The following is a 25,346-nucleotide window of genomic DNA, read 5'->3' as shown; positions in this document are numbered from 1 at the left end:
GTCCGCTTTGCGTCGGACGGCGCGAACCAGTACGGGTTCGGGGGCCCCATGACCGAGATTGCCGTCCCGACCTTCGACGATCTGCCCGTTCCCCTAGAGCTGGGCTCGACCTTCTTCAGCCCGGCGATCGAGCAGGTGCGGAAGTTCGCCTGCGCCGTCGAGGACCAGACCGGCTGGCTGGTGGGCGATCGCGCCGACGCGCTCGTGCATCCGCTGTTCCTGTCGACTTACATGTGGTTTCCATCCGGCTTCTACCGGCGTGCGCCGGGGGAGATCGGCCACTTCGAGCTGTTCCGGCAGCGCCATGGCCATCTGGTCGGCACGCCGTTCCTGCACGGCAAGTCGTCGGTGCGCTTCCGGCGGCCGTTCCGCCTCGGCCGGCCGATCCGAGCCGACGTCGCGGTGACGGAGAAATACCGCCGGCGCGGGCGCGACTTCATCGTCATGCGCGCGTCGTTCTTCGACGCCGACGGCGAGGCGCTGGCCGTCTATGATCATGGCTGCGCGATCCGCAGCGAAGAGGTGCGGCGCGCGGCGGCGCCTTCTCCATCGCCTGTCGCGACGTCCGCGAGCGGGCTTCCGCCCCGTCGCATCGAAATGTCGCTGGAGAAGTCGCGCCTGTTCAGCCTGCCGGCCGAGAACTATCACACGCACGATCATCTGGCGCAGGCGCTGGGTGTGCGCGTCGCGATCCCGGCGGCGATGATGTCCTTCGCCTACCTGTCGCGCTTCGCGCAGGACAATTTCGGCGACGATGACTGGATCTCGCGCGGAAGCCTCGACGCCACCTTCACCCGCATGCTCCAGCGCGACGACGTGCTGAGCGTCGAGGGCCATCGAAAGGCCGGGGGTGCGCTGTCCTTGAGCATCCAAAACGTCCGGCGCGAGACCGTCGCCGTCGCCACGGCGCGTCTGCTCGACGTGCCTTGAAGAGCCAACGGCCGGCTTGAGCTGCCGAGGCCGCTGGCCCGGATACCGCAACCGCATCCGGCGGGCGGAATGGCGATGCGCGCGGCAATTGCGATACGCCTTCTCTATCGATAGCACTTGGGTCAACGAACCAACGCGCCACCGGCTGGGCCGGATGAGAAAGCGGGAATGGACAGAGGAAACGCTTCGTGATGTCGCCCGGCATGAGTAGGGGCATCCGGCGGCAGGCCGTCATCATCGTGGCGACCCTGGCGACCGCCTATGTCGCCAGCCATTTCTTCCGCGCGGCCAACGTCACGATCGGGCTCGACCTGATGCGCGACCTCGGCATCGGACCGGAGGCGCTGGGGGCGCTGACGGGCGCGTTCTTCTTCGGCTTCTCGGCCATGCAGATTCCCTGTGGCTTCCTGTTCGACCGCTACGGACCACGCCGCACGGTGACCGGCATGCTGGGGGTCGCCGTGCTCGGCGCGGCGCTGTTCACCCTGGCACCGGGCTGGCCGCAGCTGCTCGCGGGCCGGGCGCTGATGGGCGCCGGCTTCGGCGTCATGCTGATCGGCAGCATGGTGGTGATCTCGCGCTGGTTCCCGCCCGACCGCTTCGCGACGTTGGCGGGAATCGTTCTGTCGGTGGGCCTGCTGGGCAACCTGCTCGCCACCACGCCGCTCGCCTGGGGCACCGAGATGATCGGCTGGCGCGGCGTGTTCGGGCTGATGGTCGCCTTCACCGCCCTGGCGGCATTGGGCGTCTGGGTGATCGTGCGCGACGCGCCACCCGGCCATCCTTTCCTCGCCCGCACGCCGGAGACGGCGGCCGAGATGATCCAGGGGCTGGGAGAGGTGCTGAAGAACCCGCAGATCAAGTTCATCATCGCGCTCAATTTCTGCAACTATGCCTGCACCTTCACCGTGCAGGGCCTGTGGGGCGGCCCGTTCCTGCGGGAGGTCCATGGGCTGACGCGCGTCGAGTCCGGCAACGTGCTGCTGGTTGCGGTGATCGCCTACCAGATCGGCATGCTGACCATCAGCCCGCTCGACCGGGTGTTCGACACGCGCAAGCGCATCGCCATCGCCGGCACCCTGCTGATCGCCGCCATCCTGGCGACCCTCGCCCTCTGGGCGAAGGCGCCGCTCTGGGTCGCCATGGCCGCCATCGTCGGCATCGGCTTCCTGAGCGCCTCCAGCACCATGGTGATGACCCATGGCCGCGGCATCTTCCCCGACCGGCTGATCGGCCGCGGCATCGCCACCATGAACACCAGCGTGATGCTGGGCGTCGCCTGCATGCAGACCCTGTCGGGCGTCATCGTCGGCGCCTTCACGCCCCTGCCCGACGGCGCCCGCTCCGAGGACGCCTACCGCACCCTGTTCGGATTCATGGTCGTGGTGCTGCTGATCGCCGTCACCGTCTATGGCCGCTCCCGCGACATCCGCCCCAGCGACGAGCTGCGTGCCCGGCAGGCGGCGCTCAAATAGTCGGTGCGATCGGAACGGGTTGCGTGCCCCCGCAATCAGAGCCGTCGACTCAAGAGAAGCGCCGTCATCAACGCCTTGCATGAGGCTTCGATGAGATTCAGCGCCACGTGGTAGTCCACCGGCGCGCCACCGAAGGGATCCACGATGTTGTCCCCGCCCAGCGCCGTGTAGCGTGCCAGCAATCGTGGACGGTCACCAAGCCCGTGCGGCGCCATGTTCCTGAGGAAGGCGAGGACGAGCGTGTCCATCGCGAGCAGGGTCGCGCCCTCGAAGTCGCGAGATTCGACCGTGCGGACGCGAATGTTGCCGATGTCATAGCCACGGCTCGAGGCGGCATCGACCGCCAACGGGTGAGGCGCATCGCCGACGTGGATGTCGCTGATCGCGGCCGAGTCGACCTTAACGTACCGGCTGAACCGGGTATCCTTGAGCAGACGGAGGAACACTCCAGCCGCCATCGGAGCCCGGCAGATTCCCCCGGTGGACACGAATATGACCGTTTGCGCCGGAAGATACGTCAAGCTCACGGGGCCAGCACTTCCGCCCCGGCCACGGCCGGGAAAACGACCCGGAAGACACATCCTTGTGCGCTGTCCAGGAGCTCCAGCCTGCCGCCACTGTCGCGTACGATGCCATAGGATATCGAGAGTCCCAGACCCGTTCCCTTCTCCGCCGACTTGGTCGTGAAGAAGGGCTCGAATACCCGGTCGCGCAGCGCGGCGGGGATACCGGGACCATTGTCGCTCACGATGATGATGACCTCGTGATCGACGCTTTGGACGTCGATACGGATTTCGCGCGCCGGCACGGAAATGCTGGCCGTCGCATCGCGTGCATTGAGCAGGAGATTGACCAGGACCTGCTCGAGCAGCACCGGATGGCACTTCACGAGCTGGGGCGTGTCTCCCAGGCGGAGCACGACCTCGACCTCGGAATCACGCAACTGATGGCCGATCAGCTGCAACGCGGACCGGCAGGTGGCCGCGGCATCGATCACGGGCGGCCGGCCTGCCGGTACCCGGCCGAAAATGCGCATGTGGTCGATTATCGTCGCCGCACGATCCACCTGCTCCACGACGCGCTGCAGCCGCGCCTTCACGAATAGGGCGGAGTCCGGGGAGGCGACGAAGGGCCGGTTCGCGCCGGTATCGGATTCCTCGACGTCTTCGATCTCGAAAAGCGCCGCCTGTGCCGCCATCTTGATCACGTTGAGCGGCTGATTGAGCTCGTGCGCCATGCCCGTGGCCATTTCACCCAGTGTGATCAGCTTGGAAGACTGGATGATGTGCGCCTCGGACTTCATTCTCTGCGTATCGTCGTATCCCAGGAGAGCGACCCCCTGGTCGCCCTGTTCCAGGTCCACCCGCGCGCCGGAAATCCGCAGGTAGGCCGGCGAGCAGTCCTCGCCCTGGACGCGCAAGGTGAAATCGGCACGAGACTTGTCGCCCGCCATGAAAGCCGCCAGGGCGTCGCTGCCTTCCACCTCAGGTCCCGACACCAGCCGGTCGTCGCGGATGATCGGGCCCAAAGTCTCCGAAAAGGCGCTGTTGCAGTAGATCACTCGGCCGTCACCCGCGACCAGCGCTGCGAGCGCCAGCGGCGATCCGCAAATCGAAGAGAGAATCCGCCGCTCGCCCTCCTGCCGCAGGACACGATCCCGGACCTGGAGGAGATGGTAGCTCCGCCATCCGATTCCGATCGACAACAGGGAAAGCACGGCTCCCGCCGATACCATCGCCCATGCCGTCCGCCTCCACTCGAGCAGCAAGGGGGCCGGGTTGGTCACCGCAACGACGTAGGCAGGAAAGGTCGTGAGGGGCGACGATGCAATCAGACTGTCGGACGGCAGGCCCAGAGCGGCAGCCGCGGCCGGCATCCGCTGGGCATGACCTTTTGTCTCCCGCCGCGGAAATGCGCGCGTGCCCATGGGCGCGTCGTCGGATGTGGCGGCGAGCAGCACGCCGTCATCGCGTACGAGAAAAGCGGCACCGACGTGTGCGGAGTCGTCACCCTGGTGCCGATGAAGCATACGGCGAAGCTGAGCGGCAAAGTAAGATGCCCCGGCGCCGGTGATCGCGACGCCCACCTTGGTGCCCGTCGTCAGACGTACTTCCCTCGCCAGATAAAACGTCCACTGCCCGGTTCCCCTGTTTGCAACCGCTTTGCCCAGCGAGTACGGAGGACCGCTCTCGCGCATCTGTTCGATGAAGTAGTCGCGATCGGCGAGATTGATCGGCGGTGGAGGAAAACGCCTTGAGTAATTGAGCAACGTACCGTCTGTCGCGATGAACGTTGCGACATCGATGGTCGGCAACTTCGCGATGCGCCCGATCAGCCGATCGTAGAAGCTGCGGCTCGAGACGATCCTTCGGTAGTCCTCCTCGGTCTTGACCTCCTCTTCGGCGATCCAGTCGAGCATGGACTGGATGACCAGCTGATTGACCGTAAGGCTTTGCTCGGCGAGTTCGGCCATGACGTCGGAAAGATCCCGGGTGGACCTTTCTGCATTATCCATGCTAAGTTTATACTGTTGCCACAGGAACGCGCCCGTCAGCAACCATATGGCGAGTATGGCGAGCATGGTTCCCGCAGTCGCCCTGAGCGGGGACAGAGGCTTAACCTCATTTTTCATATGGCTATTGACCCTCTGCGGGTAACCCAGCGGCAAGGCCTATGTGACGTGGAGGGTCTCATGAAGAGGGCCGCGAAGTCTCGTCACCGAACGTTCGTGATGACAATGGAGGCAGGCGATGCAGCCGGACAATGGCCTGAGCATAAAGTGCCGCAAACGTCGAACCGGCGATGAGCACCCTTTTGTAGTCTCCGCGTTTAGAGCACTTTAAGCCCGGCCCCGCCACCACCTGCTGGTTGGAACGGCCTACAAAGGCTCTGTCTCATAATTTAATGTTCTCCACGAAAGTTTTTGACTCCAGTTTGGCTATAAGATGCACCGGAGCTAGCCCGGATATTGCAGGGCGCTCGGCGTAACGAGGGTGTATTTCATGATCGGTCACGGGCGTGGCTCACGGCACTGTGGCAGCCGAATTCTGCTGGTTGAGGACGATCGTCCCACATTGGAAATTCTTTCGTTGTATTTGGAGCGATTTTATACAATCGTCGCTTGCACCAGTGGCGAGGGGGCGCTCGAGGCGTTACGCTCCGATCGTTACGTTTCTGTAATCGTGACGGATCTGCGTATGCCCGGAGTGAATGGGTATGACATTCTTCGCTGGACAGCCGAAAATGCCTGGTGGCAGGGCCGGACGATTCCTGCGGTCGTTCTCACAGGCCACGGCACGCCCGAAGACGAAGAGCGGGCGAGATCGTTGGGCGTGACGCAGTTTCAGCGCAAACCCATCGATCTCCGGCAGCTGCGGGACGCCATCGAAACGTGCCGCGGCTCGACCGACGCCTGCAGCCTCGGGCGGGCCGGTATCGTCCAAGCGGTGGAAGCATGGAAGTCCTGACCGCCGAACCGGGCGACAGGCTCGACGTTCTCGTCGTCGATGACGACCCGGCGGGCCTCGACGGTCTGACCGCCGGCCTCAAAAGGGCTGGCCTCGTTTGTGCCGGCGCCCGCACCGGCTGGGAGGCTCTGGAGACCCTCCTGAGGGGCACCATTCCCTACGTCATGATCACCGACATCAGAATGCCTGAACTGGACGGGCTGGAGCTCGCACACCGCCTGAAACGGCTCGGCGCGGTCAGGCTGCCGGAGATCGTATTCATCAGCGGAAGCGCCGAACTCGATCACGCGGTCGAGGCGATCCGGCTCCGCGCCCGCGATCTGCTGACGAAACCGATAGACCTTCGAAGACTGATACAGATCGTCAGGGAGGTTCGGCTGGAGCGAGAGGCACCATCCTCATGGATGGAGAAGCCCACGCGCCGCACGACGCAAGTCGACGGAGCGGTCGAGGGCCGGTTCCAACCGAAGACCATCGACGTCGGAGCCATGTCGAGCGTCGTGCTGAATCACCTGAGAAAGCTTCGGCGCGTGTGTGGCGAAAATCTGCCGCCGGGAATGACGGTCGAGGCGAGCTGGGAAATCCTGCTGGATCTCTACGTCAGCGAACGCCAGGGCGAGCGCATCTCTCTCACCGCACTGGGGGGCTCGGCCGGAGTCCCCTTGACCTCGGCCCTGCGGCGCATCCATGAACTGGAGCGCAACGGCATGATCTCACGGATCCCAGATCCGACGGACAAGCGCCGGGTGGCTGCTCTTCTCACGGAAAAGGGAAGAGAGGCCGTTCAAACGTTCATACGCTCCTACGCGAATTCGCACGGCGACGCCGGCACCCCCATGTCGTTCGAGGAGCGGATTTGGCCTGGATGAGATCCAGACCGACCGGGAACCCTGCCGGAAATCCGAGAGGCAGAGACGTCCTCTTGATCGAAGACGATGTCCTTCAGGCGCACGAGATCGAGACGCACCTTGCAAGCAAGGGTTTCACCGTGAGCAAGCGCGCGGGCGGATCGGACTCCCTCCACAATCTCTCGCGGCTCGATCCCAAGGTCGTCATCGTCGACTACCATCTGCCGGATATCGACGGAATGACCGTCGCGAGCCGCATCCTTCGCCTGGCGCCGCAGGCCGCCGTGATCCTCATCTCGGGCCGGATCGATTTCCCGCCTGCCACAACTCTCGACCGTCTCGGTGTGGCGGGATTCTTCAGAAAGCCGCTCGACATGCGGGCGCTGCGGGGCCTCGTCTCCAAACTCGTCCGGAACGCCGCCCTGTCGCGGCCATAGCTCCCCTCGCCTCGCGCGGACGGCGGCGCGAAAGGCGATGGCCGGGAAGGTGGGGTCCGACCATCGCCACCCGGTTGAGCCCCAGTGGTTCAGTGGGATGAACGGGGCTCCGGCGGAGTCAGGGCATCGTGGGATTATGCAGCTGACGAGCCGCACTCTAAACGAGGGGGCTCCAAAGCCTGACACCGAACGTAACCGTTTTGGTTTCTTTGGCGCTTCGCGGCTTCGAGGCGACAGCGCGACCCATCATCGAATCGTCAATTCCAATGAAGCGCGCTCGTTCACGCCCGGTCCCGCTGCAATTACTTAGTCTCCAAGCTGGTGCTTTCTGTACGCGCAACGGGGATTGCTGACGAATATGATCATCATGACAGGTGCTGCAAGCTGCCGCCATGCACCATGACGTGAGTAGAGTTTCGAAGAGCAAGCGGAAAGCGCACCATCGTGTACCTTGAATGGCGTTTCTCAGACTCTTTATCCGAATTGCCGAGGCGCGCGAGCGCCCGGGAGCTCGCGGCTGGAGAGCCAGATCAAGACCAGCTTGTCTTGCCAGAGCGCGGAGACCGGCGGCTCGCCAGCCATCGCCTGGCTTTCTTCATCCAGATTTCAAAGTATCAGTACGAGGAAGATCGGAAGCGGCTTGACCCGTGGTGGCGGACCCGGAAGCTAGCGAAGCCCGCACCGAACAGCGCAAGAGGTGCGCGAAGGGCCGCCGCGACGGTCGCTGCATTGCGGCCGTGAGGCCGGAGCCCAGGCGGGGGCAGTCGACGACCGTGCAACCGCCGTGGTCTCGCCCGGCTCGTTCCGCAAGCGCTCGCTAAGCCAGCCCCAGCCCCATACCGCCGTCGACGCGCAGGATCTCGCCGGTGATGAACTGCGCCTCGTCTGAGGCGAGGAACAGCGCGGCATAGGCGGTGTCGTGACCGGTACCCATCTTGCCGCGCAGCGGCACCATGGCGTTGCGCTCGGCGCGGACGTCCTCCGTCGGGCGGCCGGTCGCCTGGGCGATGCCGGTGATGGCCATCGGCGTGTCCATGAAGCCCATCATGATGGCGTTGGCGCGGATGCCGTAGCGGGCGTTGGACTGCGCCACATGGGTCGTGAGCCGGTTCACCGCCGCCTTCGAAATCTCGTAGGCCATCTGGGTCGCACCGCTGGTGGCGGCCAGCGAGGAGATGTTGACGATCGAGCCGGACTTCTGCGCGCGCATTACCGGGATCGCCGCCTTGATCGTGTGCCACATGCCCTTGAGATTGACGTCGAGGATGCGGTCCAGCACCTGCTCCTCGATGCGGTGGGCCGGCGCGTCGCCGCCGCCGCCGATGCCGACATTGTTGATCAGGATGTCGATGCGGCCGTAGCGCGTCATGGCGAGCTTGACGATGCGGGCGCAATCGTCGGCCACCGTGATGTCGGCCTCCATCGACGAAACGGCGGCCCCGGCGGACGAGATATCCTTGGCCGTCTTTTCCGCCCGCTCGCCGCTCCTGTCGACGCAGAGGACCGACGCACCCTCGCGCGCGAGCAGGCCGGCGATGGCCGTGCCGTTGCCGATCGTCTCGCCCGGAGTCTGCCCCGCGCCGACGACGACGGCGATCTTTCCTTCAACCCGCTTTGTCATGTCTCTTCCCTTGGAATACCGGCACCGCCATCGCCGTCTACGTCATCGCGTCCGCAACGGTTGCCCCGTTCATTGCCCCCGGTGCATCAGGCCGGTTCGCGATAGGGCATGTCGCCCAGATAGTTTCGCTTGCCGACCGGAACGCCGTTGTGGCGCAGGATCGCGTAGGTCGTCGTGACGTGAAAGTAGAAATTCGGAATGACGTGCTGGACGAGGAATTCCTCGCCCGAGAGCGACTTGCCGTTCCAGCGCGGCTGGGTGATGCGCCGCTCGGCCGCGCCGGCGAAGGACTGCGCCGTGAAGCCCTGCAGATAAGCGACGGTGCTTTCGATGCGCGCCTTGATCTCGCCCAGCGTCGCTTCGGTATCGGCGTTGACGTGGGCGTCCTTCTCGGTGCCCGCCAGACGCGCGGCGCCGAGCTTGGCGGTGTCGCAGGCCGTCTGGATCTGCTTGATCAGATTGAACTGATCGGGCGCGAGACGCGCCTGCAGCAGGACGGCGACATCGAACTTCTTCTCGCCGGCATACTTCTCGGCCTCGTTCAGGATGACCAGCAGATTGCCCAGCATCTTGCTGAACTGGGAAACGACGAGCGTGTGGATCATGCGAACCTCGGAGTGAACGGGTGGATGTGCGCGCAGGCCCTACGCGATTCCATCGACCGCCGCCAGAGCGCGGACTCGCTCGCTCCGTTCCGCCTTCAGCATGTCCACGTGTTCCGTCAGGTTGCGGTGGAAGTGGCCGATCGCCTGTTCGTAATGGCCGAAGGTGAAATGGGTATTGGCGCCCGACGCCAGGCCGGCCTGGATCTCGCGGGCGGCGTGGCGGTCTTCGAGGATGCCGCTTTCCTGCACGAAGTTGGCGTCCTTGCGCGCCTGCTCGATGTCGAGCGGCTTGCCGTTCTTGATTCGCGGCGCGAGCTGGTAGACGACCCAGTGAGTCTCCGACGGCGACACCGGCTCGAGGATGATCAGGATGGCGTGGCTCGACAGCACGCTGACATGGGTGTTGGGGAAGAGCTGGTGGACGTCGGTGATGCGGCCCTGCGTGCTCCATTCCTCGCGCGGGATGTTGCGCAGCTTCTCGATGCGGCGGAACGGGAAGACGATGCGCGAATTGCGGCCGTGCAGCTCGACCACGTTCAGATTGTCGTAGCCGTAGGGGAAGAACGACTGATTGTGCAGCGCCTTGATGTGGTAGCCCTCCATCGAGGTCTCGCCCAGCACCTTCCAGTTCGCCCTGTCGTCGAACTCGATCTTGTTGAACAGCACGTAGTCGTCGGTCAGCACCTCCGGCAGGTCGCCCAGCGGTCCGTCCGACAGCGGTTCGTCCTGCGTCACGAAGACGATGCCGTTCCTCTCCTGCACCGCCGCCACCGGCACCAGCCCATGTGCCGCCTTGTCGAGACCGGGAAAGCCTTCCTCGCCTGGAATGTGCCGCAGCGAGCCGTCGAGACCGTAGGTCCAGGCGTGATAGGGACAGGCAAAGGCGCGCTTGCAGCCCTCGCCCTCCTCCAGCTTCATGCCGCGATGGCGGCAGGCATTGCGGAAGCCGCGCACTACGCCGTCGGTGCCGCGCACCACCAGCAGCGGCGTGCCGACCGTCGTGCGCGCGATGTAGGAGCCGGGTTCCGGCAAGGCGGCCGACGGGCAGAAAGCCATCGGCACACGGCGCAGCACCGCGATCTCCGCCGCGAAGCGCTCGGGCGAATGATAGTTCTCGACAGGCTCGCGCCAGACCACGCTGCCCTTGTCCGTCGTCTTGCCGTCGATATGGGCCAGGATGCGGTCGATCAGGTCGGTTTCGTTCAGCAGTGCGGCCATTTTTCGTCCTCCTGCAATCGGGCGGGCGATACTATGTCCCCCGCCTTCGACGAGGCAACAAACCGAGCCCGCCCAGCGAGACCGCAGACGATCGGCGCGGAACGGGCGCCGGGCCCGCCGACCTGCTATCAGGTGGGATGCTGGATCGTTCGTACCTGATCATCTGCCTGGTCGCGCTGGTCGCCATGTTCGGGGGCGGATTGATCGGCCTCTACGTCGCGCGCGCCCTGCCCGAGCACCACCTGACCAAGGAGTCGGGCGCGGTGGTCAAGCTGGCGGCGGCGATCGTGGCGTCGCTGACCTCGCTGGTGCTGGCCCTCATGCTGTCGGCGGCCAACGGCGCCTACTCGGTCAACGCCGGCATCGTGACCAAGCTCGGCGCCGACATCGTCCAGCTCGACCATCTGCTGCGCTCCTACGGGCCGGAGGCGAGCGAGGCACGCGCCAGCCTGCGCGCCTATGCCGGGCACAAGAGGGAAGAGTTGTTTCCCGCCAACCCGCCGCCGCGTGTCGACGCGCGGGTCAGCGCCGACCTTCTCGACAGGCTGGCCGATTCCATCATGTCGCTCGAGTTTTCCGACCGACGACATACGGCACTGGCCGCCCAGGCGCTGGCGCTCACCAACCAGATCTACGCCGAGCGCTGGCTGCTGTGGGAGAACCCCGGCACGACGGTACCCGCCCCGTTCCTCGTCGTGCTCATCTTCTGGCTGTTCCTGGTCTTCCTGAGCTTCGGCGTCTTCGCCCCGCCCAACCTCACGGTGGTCGCCAGCCTCTTCCTGTCCTCGCTCGCGGTGACCGGCGCGATCTTCCTGATCCTGCAGCTCGGCGATCCGATGCATCACAGCTGGCTGCAGATCTCCGGGGAGCCCCTGCAGCGTGCAATGTCGGAGATCGGGCGGCCCTGACGGCCGATCCCCGGCGCGCTGGGACCGTGTGTTGCACGGTAGTCGCCTGGGTCGGTCCCGACCCAATGACGCATGCCGCCGCCTACGCGCCGGTTGGCTTGATCGCGTCGCGTTCCTTCACCCGGATGTTGTTCTGGACGTCCCTGACGCCGCTCACCCGCTCGATCATGTCCTCGGCGTGGCGCTTGGCCAGACGATCGGTCACGGTGCCGGACAAGGTCACCTCGCCGTTCTTGACCTCAACCTCGATCTCGCCGGCATCGAGCATCGGATCGTCGGTCAGGCAGTCGCATACGTCCTCACGGATCCGGTCGTCCGACCGCGTGTAGCCCTTCGGTCCCTTGCCGCGGTGATGTTCCTGGCCCGAGGCGCCGATGCCATAGCCACCGCCCATGCCGGCATGTTCGCTGCCGTAGCGCCCAGCCCCGCCGGGACGACCGCCGAACCAGCCGCTTCGGCCGTGATCCTGCTCGTTGCGTCCCATTCCCTGGGAATGGCTGCCGCCCATCTGGTCGCTCATGCCGCCCAGCGATCCGCCCCGGCCGGTGTAGCGGTCGCCGCCATGACCGGGGCCCTGGCTGTAGCCATAGCCGCGCGCGCCGCCGGCCACACCGCCCGAGGACATGTCATCCTGTTCGTAGTTGCCGCGACCGTAGAACGAGCCGTGTTCGCTGCCGCGGTGGCCGGCCGGTGCATAGTGGTAGATGTCGCCGCGCTCGCCTTCATAGCCGCCGTAGCGGCCCTCTTCGTCGCGCGAGGGATGCCTGCGGAAGCGATAGTCGTCGTCGTGGCGTGCCATTGATTCCTCCGTGGTTGAGGCCGGCCGCTCTCTCCTCGAGGCCGGCATTGGAGGAATGCACCCACTCGAAACCAGTTGCCGGCGGCGGCAACCGATCGGCCCGCGCGCGCATTGAGGGCAGGCAGGAGAGCCACACGTTTCGTTGGCGATGGTCGAACGCTTCGTCCCTGGCCGCTCCGGCGGAAAGCCCGCACCCTTCGTCCATCCGAAAAATGTGCAAAGGGGGTCGCGGGCTTTCTTCTGTCTTTCACCGGGGAATACGCAGCCAGGGCGTGACTGCGCCGTTAGGTGCTGAATCGTCGAGGAGGAATCATGGCGAAGTATTCCCGAAGCGCCAGCAAGGATGTCGAGAGCGCGATGGAGCGCCGCAAGAAGGGCACGCTGAAGAGCGGTCCGGATGGCAAGGGCGGCACCGTCAAGAGCCGCAAGCAGGCGATCGCCATCGGCCTCTCCGAGGCACGCGCGAAGGGCAAGAAGGTGCCGGCGAAGAAGAAGACAGCTGCCAAGAAGAAGACCGCCGGCAAGAGGAAGACCGGCCCGAAGCGCAAGACTGCAGCGAAGCGCAAGAAGAAGGTCTGACGGGCGCCGCTCAAGCCCGCTTGAGAAGACGCATTACCCGCGACGGCCGGGCTTCCTGCACGAGTTGATCGAACGAGCAGTCGCGCGGCGCCTTGTCGGGGCGCCAGCGCAGGAAGCTTGTGCCGTGGCGGAAGCGGTGGCCGGTGACGTGGTCGTACTGAACCTCGACCACCAGCTTTGGCTTCACCGGCACCCATTGCGCCGTGCGCGCCGTCGACCAGCGGCTGGGACCGCCCGGCGCGTCGCCGGTGAAACCGCCGCCCTTCAACTTTTCGAGTTTCGCCGTCAGCGCCGCGCGGTCGAGACCGCCCAGCGCCGAGGTGAAGCCGACATGGTCGAGCAGGCCCGCCTCGTCGTAGAGGCCGAGCAGCAGCGAGCCGACCTCCTTCTTGGCGCCCTTGGTGGCAGTGGCGTAGCGGAAGCCGCCGACGACGCAGTCGGCGCTGCGCAGGTTCTTGATCTTGAGCATCGCGCGCTCGCCCGCCTTGTACGGCTCGTCGAGACGTTTGGCGACGACGCCGTCGAGCGTCCCGCTGCCGGCCCGGCTCAGCCATTTGCGGGCATCGGCAACGCGCGTCGTCTTGGGCGACAGCCGCAGTTCCTCGATCTCACCGAGCGCCGCGAAGAATCGCTCCAGCGCCGCGCGCCGCCCGGCCAGCGGTTCGGCGTGCAGGTCGCGTCCCTTCGCGTCCTCCAGAAGATCGAAGGCGATCAGCAGCGACGGCGTCTCTTCGGCGAGACGCTTGATGCGGCTGGCCGCCGGATGGAGCCGCATCTGCAGCGCCTCGAAGGACAGGCTCGAGCCCACGGGGATGACCAACTCGCCGTCGAGCACGAAATGCTCGTGCTTCATGCGCCCCAGCGCCGCGATCATTTCGGGAAAGTAGCGCGACAGGCTCTTGCCGGACCGGCCCAGCAGCTCGATCTCATCGCCCTCCCGCCGCGCCAGGCAGCGGAACCCATCCCATTTCGGTTCGTACTGCCAGCCTTTGCCGTCGGGCAGGGTTTCGACCTGCCTTGCCTCCATCGCCACGGTGGCCGTACGGGCCACGCTAGAGCTCTATGTCGGCGATCACCGGCAGGTGATCGGAAAGATCCCGTGCACGGTAGTCGATGCAGCTGCCGATCAGGGCCGAGGCCGGGAAGAGATAGATGCGGTCGAGCTCGAAGAGCGGCAGCCGCGCGGGAAAAGTGCGGTGGCGGCTGAATCCCGGCAGGGCGCGGGCGAGGCTGCGGCGCACCGACCCCGCCCAAAGCCAGTCGTTGAAATCGCCCAGCGCGACGGTCGGACGGTCGAGCCGGCCGAGCATGTTCAGGAGCGCGATGGCCTGGCTGCGTCGCTCGCGCAACGTGAGACCGAGATGCGTGGCAATCACACGCAACGGCCCGAAAGGCGTCGCGACGTCGGTGCAGATGGCGCGCCGCGGCTCGCGCTCGGGATAGGAGAGATCGTGGATCCGCGTGTTCTCCAGCGGCCACCGGCTGATCAGCGCCTGCCCGTACTCGCCGTCCGCCGTCACCACGGTCCTCGCGCCCACCCCGTGCGAGCCGAGCGCGGCTTGCAGGACGTCGAAAGGATTGCCCACCTGTGCCCGGACGCTGCGCGAGTCGATCTCCTGCAGGGCCACGATGTCGGGCGCGTGGCTCTTCACCAGCGCGATCACGCGATCGAGGTCGAAGCGCGGATTGCGACCGAAGGCACCGTGGATGTTCCACGTCATCAAGCGAACGGAGTTCAAGTGGTCCGTTCCCCGAGCCGCGACACGATGGCCTGCGCGCCGAACGACAGGCCGATCCAGCCGGCAACGCAGAGCACGAGCACGGCGATCTGTCCGGCGCTGGGATCGGCCAGCACCCTGGCGATACGGTCGCCCATCAAGGCGATCGCGGCGATGCCCGGTCCCATGCCGATCAACGTCCCGAGCGCATAGTCGACGAAGCGGATGGAGCCGGCCCCGGCGGCGACATTGACCAGCGAAAACGGTGCCACCGGCACGATACGCAAGGCGACCATCGCCAGAAGGCCGCGGCGTTGCAGGCGCTCGAGAAGCTTGTCCCAGCGCCTGCCGAGCAGCCGTTTGGGCACGTCCTGCCCGAAGCGCGCGCCGACCGCGAACATGAGCCCCGCACTCGCCGCGACGCCCGCGGCGGCATAGAGCATGCCCCACCACGGGCCGAACACGGCGGCCGTTGCCAGGATCAGGATGGTGACCGGAAAGGCCACCGCGCCACCCAGCAGGAACAGGCCGACGACCAGGCCCAGAGCCCACGGTTCGCCCTCGGCGCCCTCGAGCAGCGCGCGGATCTGGTCGGGCTGCGCCAGCTCCTTCAGTCCGGTGAATTGCCAGGCGAGCGTCAACAGCACGATCAGCGCGAGCGCGCCGGCCACCAGCAGGCCGGCTCTTCCGAGGATCCCCTCTTCGCCCGCACTCTCGTCATTGCGCGCAGGCTGTCGCGCAGCTTCGGCTTCTCTCTTCCTGGCCGCGCGCCGATCTTCGCGCTTGGCCAGGCGGCGTCCCACGGTGCGGCTGCCGTGGAACAGCAGGCGCGGCAGGAGGCGGCCGGCCAAGCGACCCAGCCGCAGCGGCCGCGCCGGATCGGCGATCCGCTCGGCCAGGCGGGCGAAAATGGTGCGGTCAGGCCGACCATCGTCGATCGGGGTGAGACGGTGACCGTTGCCGCAGAGCTGGTCGGCCACGCGCACGAGCGAGCCGTGCTGCGCCACGGCCGCCGCGACATCTTCACCCGACACGCCGCAGTGCTCGCCGACAAGTCGGTTGCGCAGCCGCGTGATGGCCGCGCGCTCCCGATCCGTCGCGGCTTCGATCGCGAGGTCGCACTCGGTGTCGGCGCCCATGGAGCGGTTGTTGAGATTGGCCGACCCCACCCTCAGGAACCAGTCGTCCAACACCATGATCTTGGAATGGATCATCGTGTAGGTGGACTGGCCCTCTTTCTCGATCGTCGGATAGACCAGACGGACACGGTCGCCGCCCGCCGCCTTCACGGTGCGCCAGAACCGGATGCGGCCGTTGCGCATGGTGCGCCGCTCGACGAACGAATCGTGGCTGCGCGGCGCGACCATCAGGACCTCGAGTTCCGGCCGTTCGCGCAGCCGGCGGGCGAGCGCGGAGGCGACCACGCCCGAGGTCATGAACTGGTTCTCGATGTAGATCGAGCGATCGGCGCGCGCGATGCTGTCGACGAACAGTGCCTCGGCCTCCCGCACTTCCTCCTCGCGATGATAGCGCGGCTGGGTCCGGGCGATCGCGACCTCGACGTCGGTGAAATCGGGCTCGAAGCTCTCCGGCCAGGGCTCGCCCTCCGGCCGGACCTGCGGCTCCCCACCATTGGCGTGGCACCAGCGCGCTCGCGCCAGCAGCGCCAGGGCGCGCGCCGCCTCGCCATCGACCATCATCTGCACGTCATGGAACGGCCGGTAGGGCTCGCCCGACGGGTCGACGCGGCGGGCATTGTCCGGCTCGTGGCGGCTGGTGTCCCAACGCCGGATCGTCAGGTCGAGGCCGCCCGAGAACGCCAGCGCATCGTCCACCACCACCAGCTTCTGATGCTGCGAGGAGCCGAACGGCACCGTCGAATCGAGGCAGAAGGTCACCTGCGGCGGCATCTGCCAGTTGAGGAAGAGACGCGGCAGCGGCTCGCGCTCATGAGCGTAAACGAGAGAGTAGTCCCAGAGCAGCAGGTGGATCTGCAACTCCGGCCGCCGCTTGGCCAGTTCGGTGAGGAACGCGGCCAGATTGGTCGGAAAACCATCCTCCGGCGGCCGATCGCCCACCAGCTCGGTGCGACTGTCGATGTCCCAGCCGACGATGAAGATGGTGCGCCGGGCCTGCAGGAAGGCTTGGCGAACGGCCGCGAAAAAGGCCGCGCCATCGATCAGGACGGCCGCTCTCGAGGCGTGCTCGACCTTCCAAACGGTGCGTCCGGGCTGAAAAAGGGGCGACATGGCGCCTATAACGCCGGCCGGCCTCCAATGATCCCGGCTTGGTTTGCCGCTCTTCTACTTCGTCTCGAAGCGCCAAGTGGCGGTCCACGGCGCGGGCGGCGGCGTGTCGACCCATTGGCGGCAGCGTCCGAGCAGGACCTTGGCCGGCCCATCGCCGGGCCGCAGCCGCGTGGCTTCCCCGAACAGCGCCGACGCCTCCGCGAACGCACCTTTGGCGTAGGCCGCCTGGGCGCTCTCCCAAACCGCGCGGAAGGGTTCGCCCGCCCCGCCCTGCCCCTCGGCCACGAGCTCGAAGACGGCAATCGGATCGTCGGTCCCGGCCGGGATCACCCGTTCGATGAAGCGCCAGGTGAAGAGCTCGCGCGTCAGCGCCACGACCTCGCCGCTCGCCAGAATCTCCGTGCCGTAGACCTTGTTGAGCCCCTCGATCCGCGATGCCTGGTTCACGATCGTGCCGACCAGCGTGTAGTTGATGCGGTCGCGGGCGCCGACATTGCCGATGACCGCGAGGCCGGTGTGCAGCCCGAATCGGGTGCGGAAGACCGGCCGGTCCCGCCGCTGCCATTTCTCCACCAGGTCCCGGCTGGCCATCGCCGCCCGCAACGCCGCGTGGCAGGCGTGCTCGACATGATGCTCGTCGAGCTCGGGCGCATTCCAGAAGGCCATGATGCTGTCGCCGATGAACTTGTCGATCGTGCCGTGGCTCGCGGAGATCGGCGCCGTCAGGGCATCGAAGTAGCGCGACAGGCGGCCAGTCAGGACCTGGGGCGACAGGCCCTCGCTGATGCGCGAGAAGCTCTCGATGTCGGAGAACATCACCGTCACCTGGCGCTGCGCGCCGCCGACGCCCGCCGTCTCCGGCGAGCGCATGATCTGGCGCACGAGATTCTTCGCGACATAGCGGCCGAAGATCTCCAGCCCGTCGCGCATCCGCTCCACGGCGTCGGAAAGCTGCTGGACCTCGCGGATCCGGCTGACGATGGGCGTGCGATCCGTGAAATCGAGGTCGCGGATGCTGTCGGTCTTGTCAGCGATACGACCGATCGCGCGGGACATGAACACGGCCCCGGCAAGGACCGCCAGGACCGCCAGCAGGATGCAGACGGCCGCCGTCGCCCCTGAGACGAGGAGCAGCCGGCGGGATTCCGCGGTGATCTCGGCAATCGGCACGGCGGCGCCCACGTAGAAGCGCTCGTTGAACACCGCCGGCATCGGATCGACCAGCATTTCCCAGTCCATGCCGCCGACCCGAAGCCGTATGTCGAGACGGCGATCGCTGTGGTGCGAGACGTCGGCCAGCTCGCGACGCAACAGCTCGCGCATGGCCGGGTCGGCCGGCACGCAGCCGCGATCGCGCACCGTACAGTTCGACGAATCGGCCAGGATGTTGCCGGCGTCGGTGGCCACCATGACGATGGCACCGCGCGCGGGCTTGTGCCCGGCGGTGACTTGCGAAAGGGCGTCCAGCGTGAAGTCGAAGGCGATCGCCCCGTCGTGCTGGCCGATCTGCGTCGCGACCGAGACGCCTTGGGTACCCGAGACGGCAAAGGTGTAAGGCTCGGTCAAGATCGACCGGGTCGTCGCGTTCGCCTCCTTGTACCAGGGCCGATTGCGGGGATCGAAATCGACGGCGCGGCTGGCCTCCGAGAGCGCCGAGCCGTCGGCCGACAGGAAGAACCAGCGCTCGGGGCGCGCCCCCTCCCCGCCCGACAAGGATCGCGCGAACAGCATCGCGGCGCGCGGCACGTTCATCTCGCGCTGGAGCGCTTCGGGCAGCTCGGCAATCCGGCCGACATAGTCGAAACTGCCGTCCGCATAGCCCGCGTAGGCGGCCGCCATGACGGGATGATGGTCGAGCAGGATGGCGAGCTGCCGGCGCGCCTCCGCGCCGTGCGCCGCATTGTCCGACGCATTGTCGGACCGGCCCGCCCGCCGCGAGAAAGCCGGCGTCACGGCCAGGGCCTGCTGGACGTCGACCGTCGAGCGGATGTTGCTGCTGAGCCAGCCCGTCACCGATTCGTCGAGCGCCGCCATTCGGAGATCGATGTTGGCTTCCTCGAGCGTACTGGTCGTCTGCCAACCGAGGAGCAGCAGTGCGGCCGACAAAAGCCCGACCACGACGAGCATCAGCGTCACGAGGCTGATGCTGAAGGGCACGCCCCTTCGGTTCGGGGAGGACGTCATGACCAGCAGATACAGGCTGGGGGCGTTGCTGTCTGCGCAGCATTCGACAGTCCGAGTGAACCAATCCGGCCGGCAGCCGCCGAACACCCCCGATTACCGACTACTCCCGGAACGCTAGGGCTCGTCGCCCGTTCGGCTCCCATGTGGGAATTCCTGGGTGGCCTGTTGTGGCCGGTCGTCATCGTCGTGACGACCGTGTCGATCGCCGTCGGCGTCGGCGTGTTCATAGCGACGCGCAAACTCGACTAGGGTATCTCTGCCGGACATTCCGGCCGGATACCCATGAACGCATCTTTCGAACCTGCAAGCCTGACCCCCGAAGACATCAAGCGCTTCGGCCCCGATCCCCTCGCCCTGTTCAGCCGCAACCTCGCTTCCGTGGAAGAGAGGATCGTGCGCGCCTGTGCGCGGGCCGGACGGCCGCGCGAATCGGTGCGCCTGCTGCCGATCACCAAGACGGTGCCGGCGCATGTCCTGCGCTTCGCCTACGCGGCCGGCATTCGCGACTTCGGCGAGAACAAGATCCAGGAAGCCGTGGCCAAGCGCGCCGAGCTTTCGGATCTCGCCATCGACTGGTGCATCGTGGGCCACCTGCAGACCAACAAGGTCAAGTACCTGACCCGCTTCGCGCGCGAATTCCATGCGCTCGACAGCGTGCGGCTGGCCGAGACGCTCGATGCCCGCCTCGACAGGGAGGATCGCTCCCTCGACGTCTATGTCCAGGTGAACACGTCGGCCGAAGAGAGCAAATACGGCCTGCAGCCCGGCGAGCTGCTCCCGTATCTCGACGAGCTCAGGCGTTTTCCACGGCTGAAGCCGCGCGGGCTGATGACGCTCGCGGTGTTCAGCACCGATCTCGACAAGGTGCGTCCCTGCTTCGAGCGCCTGCGCGAGTTGCGCGACATCGCCGTCCGGCACGATCCCGCAATCAAGGAACTGTCGATGGGCATGTCGAACGATTTCGAGGAGGCGATCGTCCAGGGCGCCGACGTCGTGCGCGTCGGCGAGGCGATCTTCGGCAAGCGCTCGACGCCCGACGGCCACTACTGGCCGGTGGCCGCGAAGCCATAGGCGGCCTCTACGGCCCGGTTCTTGCGACGCATCCGGCGAGACCCGCGGCCGTGCCTTACTGGCCGGCGACCGCCGATGTCCGAACGAGGAGCCGATGCCATGATGCATCTCGCCTGCATTCCCAATCTCGTCGGCGGCCATCTCGGTGGCTGGCGCCACAAGGATGCCTTCGACAGTCCGGTGATGAATCTCGAGGCCTTCATCGAGATGTCGCAGATCGCCGAGCGTGGGAAGTTCGACTGCGTGTTCCTGGCCGACGGCAACGGCGTGCGCGACATGGACCGCCCGGCGCTGTTCGCCGCCAATCATCCCTCGGCGCGACCGTCTTTCTTCGAGCCGACGACGCTGCTCTCGGCCGTGTCGATGGTCACCAAGCATGTCGGGGTCGTCGCCACCGCGACCAGCACCTACGACGAGCCGTGGATGGTCGCCCGCCGCTTCGCCTCGATGGACCATATCAGCAAGGGCCGCGCCGGCTGGAACCTGGTCACGGCCTCCAATGCCGGCGATGCGCTGAACTTCGGCCGCAGCGAGCATATGGGCCGCGAAGACCGCTATGCGCGGGCGCAGGAATTCTACGAGGTCGTCGCGGCCCTGTGGGATAGCTGGGCCGACGACGCCTTCCCGCAGGACAAAGAGAGCGGCCAGTATCTCGACCCGACGCGGGTGCGGCCGATCGACCATAGCGGCCCGCATTTCACGGTGAAGGGCCCGTTGAACATCTCGCGCACGCCGCAGGGCCGGCCCATCGTGTTCATGGCCGGGCAGTCCGCTCCCGGCATGGAGCTGGCGGCGCGCTACGCCGACGCGCTGTTCGGCGCCGGCACCACCAAGCAGGATTGCATCGACGCCTATGCCGACATCAAGGGCCGCATGGCGCGCTACGGCCGCGCGCCCGACATGCTGAAGATCCTGCCGGGCGTCAGCGTCTTCACCGGCCGCAGCGCCGCCGAAGCGGAGGATCTGTATCTCGAACTGCAGTCGTTGATCTCGCCGGCGCTGGGCGTGCACTATCTCTCCAAGATGCTGGTGCACGATCTCGAGACCCTGCCGCTCGACGGGCCGCTGCCGTTCGACGACCTCGCCGAGGAGACGCTGGGTGGCAGCAGCCTGCGCCGCTACATCATCGACATGGCCCGGCGCGACGGCCTCACCCTCCGCGAGACCTACCAGCGCACGCTGCCGGCGCTGGGCGGCCCGGTGTTCAAGGGCAGCCCGACGCAGGTCGCCGACGAGATGGAGGATTGGTGGCGCAGCAAGGCCGGCGACGGCTTCACCATTATGGCGCCGGTCCAGCCGCGCGGCCTCAGCGACTTCGTCGACCTGGTCGTGCCCGAGCTGCAGCGCCGCGGCATCTTCCGCAAGGAGTACGAGACCACCACCCTGCGCGGCCATCTCGGCCTGCCCGAGGCTCCGAGCCAGTGGCAGGGCGAGCCGGCAGAAAAAGCGGAGCGCGGCGCGGCATGATGGTGCTGGGCTTCACCGGCGGCGCCCTGGGCGGCCATCTCGGCGGCTGGCGTCATCGCGATTCCTTCCCGACGACCACCATGCAGCTTCAGTGCATGGTCGAGATGGCGCAGATCGCCGAACGCGGCCAGCTCGACATGATGTTCCTGGCCGACGGCAATGGCGTGCGGCAGATGGACAAGCCGGCCCTGTTCGCCGCCAACAGCCCATCCGATCGTCCGGCGGTGTTCGAGCCGGTGACCTTGTTCGCCGCGCTGGCACAGCACACGACCAGACTGGGCCTGGTCGCCACCGCGACCACCACCTACGAAGAGCCGTTCAGCATCGCCCGCAAATTCGCCTCGCTGGATCATCTCAGCGCCGGCCGGGCCGGCTGGAACCTCGTCACGACCCAATATGTCGAGGATGCGAAGAATTTCGGCCGTGACGAGCATATGGGTCGCGTCGAGCGCTACGAGCGGGCGCAGGAAAGCCTCGATGTCGTGCGCGCCCTCTGGGATTCCTGGGCGACCGATGCGTTCCCGCAGGACAAGGCGACGGGACAGTATCTGGACCCGGCGCGGGTGCGCCTGACCAACCACCGCGGCACACATTTCGCGGTCAAGGGACCGCTCAATGTCGCCCGCACCCCGCAGGGCCAGCCGGTGGTCTTCATGGCCGGCCAGTCGGAGGCCGGCAAGGAGCTGGCGGCCTATGGCGGCGAGGGCCTGTTCGGCACGGCCAGCAGCAAGGCCCAGGCCCAGAAGGAATATGCCGACATCAAGGGGCGGATGCCGAAGTACGGCCGTCCCCCCGACGCGCTGAAGATCCTGCCCGCGCTCAGCGTGTTCGTCGGCCGCACCCGCGCCGAGGCCGACGCCCTCTATGAAGAACTTCAGGGCCTGATCGCGCCGTCTCTGGCCGTCAGCTACCTGTCGAAGCTGGTGGGCTTCGACCTGAGCGAGGCCGCGCTCGACGGGCCGATGCCGGCGAGCCCGGGCGAGAGTGTCGGCGGCACCGCGATCGGCCGCTCGGTACTGGAGATGGCGGCGCGCGAGGGCCTGAGCGTGCGCGGCACCTACGAGCGCGTGCTGCCGTCGATGGGCGGCAACATGGTGAAGGGCGATGCGGTGGAAGTCGCCGACATGATGGAGGATTGGTACACCGGCAAGGCGTGCGACGGGTTCATGCTGTCCATGCCCGTCCAGCCGCGCAGCCTGCGCGACTTCGTCGAGCTGGTCGTGCCGGAACTCCAGCGCCGCGGGCTTCGTCCGCCGGACTACAGGGGCGCCACCTTGCGCGAAAACATGGGCCTGCCGATCCCGGCAGACCCTTTCCTGCCGTGAGCCGCGGCTACGGGGTCTTCTCCGCGTTCCAGAACAGCATGGCCGTCATCGGCGGCATCCAGTCCTTGGTGTTGGTGCGGTAGGCGAACTGACCGTACCACTCGCCCAGCGGATAGTGCGTGCCGAGCGTGACGGCGCGGGTCTGGATCTCGTCGGCGATCGCCTTCTTCTTGGTGGCGTCGCCTTCCAGCGCGAACTGGTCGCGCAACTCCTCGATCCGCTTGTCGCACGGCCAGCCGGGCGTCGCCTTCTCGCAGGAGGCGTTGAGGTTTTGCGACACGATCGGATCGGACGAGTCGAGGGCCCCCCAGCTCGTGAGGAAGACGCTCCAGCCACCTTTGTCCAGCGCGTCGCGCTTGTTGGTGCGGGCGACGGTCGTCTGCCAGTCCATCGACTGCATATCGACCTTGAAGCCGGCGCGCTCGAGCTGCGACTTCGCCACCGGCGCCAGATTCATGAGCGCCGGCAGGTCGGTCGTGTGCATCACCACCAGCGGCGTGCCGTCGTAGCCCGCCTCCTTCAGGAGCTCGCGCGCCTTGGCGACATTGCCTTCGAGGCGGCCGTCCATGGCCGTGGTGCTGGCCAGCGGCGTGCTGCAGATGAAGTAGGCCTTGCAGAGCTGGAAGAACTTCTCGTTGCCGATCTGGGCCTCGAGATAGGGGCGCTGGTCGATCGCATAGCCGATCGCCTCGCGGATCTTCGGATTGTCGAGCGGCGGATGCAGCCAGTTCAGGCGAAGCGTGTACTGGCCGGGATACTTGCCGCGCATGAAGGCGATCGACTTGTTCTTCTCGACCATCGGCGCCAGGTCCAGCGGCAGCGCCTCGATGGCATCGATCTCGCCGGTCATCAGCGCGTTGGCCGCGGTCTGGATGTCAGGCATCGCCAGCCATTCGATGCGATCGAACTTCGCGACCTTGCCGCCGGCCAGGCCCGACGCCGGCTCAGGCCGCGGCTTGTAGTTGGAATTCTTGACGTAGACGACCTTCTCGCCCGGCTTCCACTCGTCGGCCTTGAAGATCCACGGCCCCGAACCGGTCGCCTCCTTGATCTGCTGCGTGCCCGGCGTGTCGGCCACGCGCTTGGGCATCATGAAGGGCACGGTGCTACCGGGCTTGGCCAGCGAGGCGATGACGAAGCCATAGGGGTTCTTGAGCGTGAGCTTGAACGTCTTGTCGTCGACGACATCGAAGGACTGCGTGTGCTGCATCAGGCGCTGGCCGACGCCGTCGCGCTCGGCCCAGCGCTTGACCGACTGGATGCAGTCCTCGGCCTTCACGGGTGCGCCGTCATGCCATTGCAGGCCGTCGCGCAGCTTGAAGGTGTAGACCAGCCCGTCCGGGCTCACCGTGTAGCTGTCGACCATCTGCGGTTGCGGCTTCAGGTCGGCATCGAGCGAGAAAAGCGTGTCGTAGACGAGATAGGCATGCGTGCGCCCGATCTGCGCCGACACCCAGATCGGATCGATCACCTTGAGGTCGGAATGCATCACGACCTTCAGGGTGGAGGGCGGCTTCTGTGCCATCGCCGTGGCGGGCAACGCCGCCAGCAGCGCCGCCGCCGCTCCGCCCACCAGATGACCGAGGACCCTGCGCCGTACGTTTGCCAGCATACCAAACCCCTCCGGGCGACCCGCGCCGTCGGGAAGGATGACGCAAAACGCGTGCTAGGTCACAGCTTCAAGACCGCCCTCGCATCGAGGAGCGATCACGCGCCCCAGAAGCGCTGCAGCTCGCTCGCGTCGCCGTTGAACAGGTTGCGGTCGCAGTGGCTGACGCCGCTCACGATGCTGGTCTGGCCGTAGGCCGGCTTGCTCTCGCTCTCGTCGCCGGCATATTGCCAGAGGCGCCAGCCCGTCGTTTCCCAGGCGACGGGAATCTCGGGCGAGTCGTGATAGTCGGCGATCCACAGGCCACAGCGGGCGACGAGCGAATCCGGTGTGATGCGCGCGCCGAGGCTGAGGTTGGAGTTCGGCAGCGGATCGCCGTTGGCCCAGGTCGGATGCACGTAGACGACCGGCAGCCGGCCGGTTGCCGCGGCCACGGCCTGCACGAACTCCTCGGCCTGGTCGAGCCGCATCGAGTTGCCCGGATTGTTCTCGTTGGCTTCGAGATCGAGCGCCAGCAGGGTGCGCGGGCCGGGCCGGGCGACGGAGAGGAAGTACGCGGCCTGCCGCGCGCCCGGGGTCTGGCCCGTGCCGAAATGATAGGCGCCCCACAGCAGGCCCGCCGCCTCGGCCTGCGGACGCCGGCCGGCATAGGCCGTGTCGAGATAGTCGCCGCCTTCGGTCGCCTTGTGGACGACGCCCAGAATATTGCTCCGACGTACCGCCCGGAAATCGGTGACGGTCACGCTGCGGCTGAGGTCGATGACCGCATCGAGCCCCAACGTCGCCCGGTCCGGCGGCGGCGGCGCGATCGGATAGGGCATCGACGTGGAAACGGG

At 66.6% G+C, this 25,346-nt stretch carries 22 protein-coding genes; 10 read left to right on the top strand and 12 right to left on the bottom strand.

What is annotated here, in order from left to right; translation table 11 throughout:
* Window positions 1-48: 48 nt before the first annotated feature.
* A complete protein-coding gene (locus ACO07K_RS03690) occupies window positions 49-930 on the top strand; it encodes a hypothetical protein (RefSeq protein WP_422034540.1) in 882 nt (293 codons plus the stop codon).
* Between the two features lie 203 nt (window positions 931-1,133).
* Complete coding sequence (locus tag ACO07K_RS03685) at window positions 1,134-2,405, top strand: MFS transporter (protein WP_422034539.1); 1,272 nt, start codon at window positions 1,134-1,136, stop codon at window positions 2,403-2,405.
* A gap of 35 nt (window positions 2,406-2,440) precedes the next feature.
* On the opposite strand, the gene ACO07K_RS03680 is transcribed toward ACO07K_RS03685, so the two are convergent.
* Both ACO07K_RS03680 and ACO07K_RS03675 read right to left on the bottom strand, forming a co-directional pair.
* Window positions 2,441-2,986 carry a hypothetical protein gene (locus ACO07K_RS03680; RefSeq protein WP_422034538.1) on the bottom strand — a complete coding sequence of 182 codons (546 nt, stop codon included), beginning with the start codon at window positions 2,984-2,986 and terminating at the stop codon, window positions 2,441-2,443.
* Window positions 2,929-4,878: an ATP-binding protein gene (locus ACO07K_RS03675; protein ID WP_422034537.1), complete on the bottom strand. Its 1,950-nt coding sequence runs from the start codon at window positions 4,876-4,878 to the stop codon at window positions 2,929-2,931. Before ACO07K_RS03675 ends, ACO07K_RS03680 begins: the two co-directional genes overlap by 58 nt.
* 529 nt (window positions 4,879-5,407) lie before the next feature.
* On the opposite strand from ACO07K_RS03675, the gene ACO07K_RS03670 reads away from it, so the two are divergent.
* From ACO07K_RS03670 to ACO07K_RS03660, 3 genes are read left to right on the top strand one after another with little or no spacing between them, the layout of a single operon-like run.
* Entirely contained in the window at window positions 5,408-5,872 is a 465-nt protein-coding gene (locus ACO07K_RS03670) for a response regulator (RefSeq protein WP_422034536.1), read from the top strand.
* Window positions 5,860-6,741, top strand: a complete 882-nt coding sequence (locus ACO07K_RS03665; RefSeq protein ID WP_422034535.1) for a response regulator — start codon at window positions 5,860-5,862, stop codon at window positions 6,739-6,741. Before ACO07K_RS03670 ends, ACO07K_RS03665 begins: the two co-directional genes overlap by 13 nt.
* 53 nt (window positions 6,742-6,794) lie before the next feature.
* Window positions 6,795-7,157: a response regulator gene (locus ACO07K_RS03660; RefSeq protein ID WP_422034534.1), complete on the top strand. Its 363-nt coding sequence runs from the start codon at window positions 6,795-6,797 to the stop codon at window positions 7,155-7,157.
* 817 nt (window positions 7,158-7,974) lie between these two features.
* Here the strand turns inward: ACO07K_RS03660 and ACO07K_RS03655 are convergent.
* From ACO07K_RS03655 to ACO07K_RS03645, 3 genes are all read right to left on the bottom strand, one after another.
* Complete coding sequence (locus ACO07K_RS03655; protein WP_422034533.1) at window positions 7,975-8,778, bottom strand: SDR family NAD(P)-dependent oxidoreductase; 804 nt, start codon at window positions 8,776-8,778, stop codon at window positions 7,975-7,977.
* Window positions 8,779-8,864: 86 nt separating this feature from the next.
* The gene (locus tag ACO07K_RS03650; RefSeq protein WP_422034532.1) at window positions 8,865-9,383 is read right to left on the bottom strand and encodes a DUF1993 domain-containing protein; all 519 of its coding nucleotides are present in this window, start codon (window positions 9,381-9,383) and stop codon (window positions 8,865-8,867) included.
* 39 nt (window positions 9,384-9,422) lie between these two features.
* Window positions 9,423-10,601, bottom strand: coding sequence for an aromatic ring-hydroxylating oxygenase subunit alpha (locus tag ACO07K_RS03645; RefSeq protein WP_422034531.1), 1,179 nt, complete (start codon window positions 10,599-10,601; stop codon window positions 9,423-9,425).
* Window positions 10,602-10,738: 137 nt separating this feature from the next.
* On the opposite strand from ACO07K_RS03645, the gene ACO07K_RS03640 reads away from it, so the two are divergent.
* Window positions 10,739-11,509, top strand: a complete 771-nt coding sequence (locus ACO07K_RS03640) for a hypothetical protein (RefSeq protein WP_422034530.1) — start codon at window positions 10,739-10,741, stop codon at window positions 11,507-11,509.
* 82 nt (window positions 11,510-11,591) lie between these two features.
* Here the strand turns inward: ACO07K_RS03640 and ACO07K_RS03635 are convergent, their stop codons facing one another.
* Window positions 11,592-12,308, bottom strand: coding sequence for a BON domain-containing protein (locus ACO07K_RS03635; protein WP_422034529.1), 717 nt, complete (start codon window positions 12,306-12,308; stop codon window positions 11,592-11,594).
* A gap of 312 nt (window positions 12,309-12,620) precedes the next feature.
* On the opposite strand from ACO07K_RS03635, the gene ACO07K_RS03630 reads away from it, so the two are divergent.
* Window positions 12,621-12,887, top strand: coding sequence for a DUF6496 domain-containing protein (locus tag ACO07K_RS03630; protein ID WP_422034527.1), 267 nt, complete (start codon window positions 12,621-12,623; stop codon window positions 12,885-12,887).
* A gap of 10 nt (window positions 12,888-12,897) precedes the next feature.
* On the opposite strand, the gene ACO07K_RS03625 is transcribed toward ACO07K_RS03630, so the two are convergent.
* The 4 genes from ACO07K_RS03625 to ACO07K_RS03610 are packed head-to-tail and all read right to left on the bottom strand — an operon-like array spanning window position 12,898 to window position 19,011.
* A complete protein-coding gene (locus ACO07K_RS03625; RefSeq protein ID WP_422036626.1) occupies window positions 12,898-13,914 on the bottom strand; it encodes an ATP-dependent DNA ligase in 1,017 nt (338 codons plus the stop codon).
* A gap of 25 nt (window positions 13,915-13,939) precedes the next feature.
* Window positions 13,940-14,626 carry an endonuclease/exonuclease/phosphatase family protein gene (locus tag ACO07K_RS03620; protein WP_422034526.1) on the bottom strand — a complete coding sequence of 229 codons (687 nt, stop codon included), beginning with the start codon at window positions 14,624-14,626 and terminating at the stop codon, window positions 13,940-13,942.
* Window positions 14,623-16,854, bottom strand: a complete 2,232-nt coding sequence (locus tag ACO07K_RS03615) for a VTT domain-containing protein (protein WP_422034525.1) — start codon at window positions 16,852-16,854, stop codon at window positions 14,623-14,625. The genes ACO07K_RS03620 and ACO07K_RS03615 overlap by 4 nt, the downstream gene beginning before the upstream one ends.
* 54 nt (window positions 16,855-16,908) lie before the next feature.
* Window positions 16,909-19,011, bottom strand: coding sequence for an adenylate/guanylate cyclase domain-containing protein (locus ACO07K_RS03610; protein WP_422034524.1), 2,103 nt, complete (start codon window positions 19,009-19,011; stop codon window positions 16,909-16,911).
* 309 nt (window positions 19,012-19,320) lie between these two features.
* On the opposite strand from ACO07K_RS03610, the gene ACO07K_RS03605 reads away from it, so the two are divergent.
* The 3 genes from ACO07K_RS03605 (at window position 19,321) to ACO07K_RS03595 (ending at window position 22,901) form a co-directional block, all read left to right on the top strand.
* Entirely contained in the window at window positions 19,321-20,109 is a 789-nt protein-coding gene (locus tag ACO07K_RS03605) for a YggS family pyridoxal phosphate-dependent enzyme (protein WP_422034523.1), read from the top strand.
* A gap of 75 nt (window positions 20,110-20,184) precedes the next feature.
* Window positions 20,185-21,576, top strand: a complete 1,392-nt coding sequence (locus ACO07K_RS03600; RefSeq protein ID WP_422034522.1) for an LLM class flavin-dependent oxidoreductase — start codon at window positions 20,185-20,187, stop codon at window positions 21,574-21,576.
* Complete coding sequence (locus ACO07K_RS03595) at window positions 21,573-22,901, top strand: LLM class flavin-dependent oxidoreductase (RefSeq protein ID WP_422034521.1); 1,329 nt, start codon at window positions 21,573-21,575, stop codon at window positions 22,899-22,901. Before ACO07K_RS03600 ends, ACO07K_RS03595 begins: the two co-directional genes overlap by 4 nt.
* Before the next feature lie 7 nt (window positions 22,902-22,908).
* On the opposite strand, the gene ACO07K_RS03590 is transcribed toward ACO07K_RS03595, so the two are convergent.
* Both ACO07K_RS03590 and ACO07K_RS03585 read right to left on the bottom strand, forming a co-directional pair.
* Complete coding sequence (locus ACO07K_RS03590) at window positions 22,909-24,513, bottom strand: ABC transporter substrate-binding protein (RefSeq protein WP_422034520.1); 1,605 nt, start codon at window positions 24,511-24,513, stop codon at window positions 22,909-22,911.
* 95 nt (window positions 24,514-24,608) lie between these two features.
* Entirely contained in the window at window positions 24,609-25,331 is a 723-nt protein-coding gene (locus tag ACO07K_RS03585; RefSeq protein ID WP_422034518.1) for a glycoside hydrolase family 25 protein, read from the bottom strand.
* Window positions 25,332-25,346 lie beyond the last annotated feature (15 nt).

Origin of the sequence: Reyranella sp., from assembly GCF_965228225.1 — a bacterium.
GTDB lineage: Bacteria > Pseudomonadota > Alphaproteobacteria > Reyranellales > Reyranellaceae > Reyranella.
The sequence above is the reverse complement of the archived record's forward strand: the minus strand, read 5'-3'. Positions and strand labels throughout refer to the sequence as shown.

What these genes read in the sequence shown, in the direction of transcription:
- ACO07K_RS03690 (WP_422034540.1), top strand. Translation starts at nt 49, where the DNA reads ATGACCGAGATTGCCGTCCCGACCTTCGACGATCTGCCCGTTCCCCTA.
- ACO07K_RS03675 (WP_422034537.1), bottom strand. Translation starts at nt 4,878, where the DNA reads ATGGCCGAACTCGCCGAGCAAAGCCTTACGGTCAATCAGCTGGTCATC.
- ACO07K_RS03585 (WP_422034518.1), bottom strand. Translation starts at nt 25,331, where the DNA reads ATGCCCTATCCGATCGCGCCGCCGCCGCCGGACCGGGCGACGTTGGGG.
- ACO07K_RS03685 (WP_422034539.1), top strand. Translation starts at nt 1,134, where the DNA reads ATGAGTAGGGGCATCCGGCGGCAGGCCGTCATCATCGTGGCGACCCTG.
- ACO07K_RS03590 (WP_422034520.1), bottom strand. Translation starts at nt 24,513, where the DNA reads ATGCTGGCAAACGTACGGCGCAGGGTCCTCGGTCATCTGGTGGGCGGA.
- ACO07K_RS03665 (WP_422034535.1), top strand. Translation starts at nt 5,860, where the DNA reads ATGGAAGTCCTGACCGCCGAACCGGGCGACAGGCTCGACGTTCTCGTC.
- ACO07K_RS03650 (WP_422034532.1), bottom strand. Translation starts at nt 9,383, where the DNA reads ATGATCCACACGCTCGTCGTTTCCCAGTTCAGCAAGATGCTGGGCAAT.
- ACO07K_RS03655 (WP_422034533.1), bottom strand. Translation starts at nt 8,778, where the DNA reads ATGACAAAGCGGGTTGAAGGAAAGATCGCCGTCGTCGTCGGCGCGGGG.
- ACO07K_RS03680 (WP_422034538.1), bottom strand. Translation starts at nt 2,986, where the DNA reads ATGTGTCTTCCGGGTCGTTTTCCCGGCCGTGGCCGGGGCGGAAGTGCT.
- ACO07K_RS03625 (WP_422036626.1), bottom strand. Translation starts at nt 13,914, where the DNA reads ATGGAGGCAAGGCAGGTCGAAACCCTGCCCGACGGCAAAGGCTGGCAG.
- ACO07K_RS03630 (WP_422034527.1), top strand. Translation starts at nt 12,621, where the DNA reads ATGGCGAAGTATTCCCGAAGCGCCAGCAAGGATGTCGAGAGCGCGATG.
- ACO07K_RS03605 (WP_422034523.1), top strand. Translation starts at nt 19,321, where the DNA reads ATGAACGCATCTTTCGAACCTGCAAGCCTGACCCCCGAAGACATCAAG.
- ACO07K_RS03615 (WP_422034525.1), bottom strand. Translation starts at nt 16,854, where the DNA reads ATGTCGCCCCTTTTTCAGCCCGGACGCACCGTTTGGAAGGTCGAGCAC.
- ACO07K_RS03635 (WP_422034529.1), bottom strand. Translation starts at nt 12,308, where the DNA reads ATGGCACGCCACGACGACGACTATCGCTTCCGCAGGCATCCCTCGCGC.
- ACO07K_RS03600 (WP_422034522.1), top strand. Translation starts at nt 20,185, where the DNA reads ATGTCCGAACGAGGAGCCGATGCCATGATGCATCTCGCCTGCATTCCC.
- ACO07K_RS03645 (WP_422034531.1), bottom strand. Translation starts at nt 10,601, where the DNA reads ATGGCCGCACTGCTGAACGAAACCGACCTGATCGACCGCATCCTGGCC.
- ACO07K_RS03670 (WP_422034536.1), top strand. Translation starts at nt 5,408, where the DNA reads ATGATCGGTCACGGGCGTGGCTCACGGCACTGTGGCAGCCGAATTCTG.
- ACO07K_RS03640 (WP_422034530.1), top strand. Translation starts at nt 10,739, where the DNA reads ATGCTGGATCGTTCGTACCTGATCATCTGCCTGGTCGCGCTGGTCGCC.
- ACO07K_RS03595 (WP_422034521.1), top strand. Translation starts at nt 21,573, where the DNA reads ATGATGGTGCTGGGCTTCACCGGCGGCGCCCTGGGCGGCCATCTCGGC.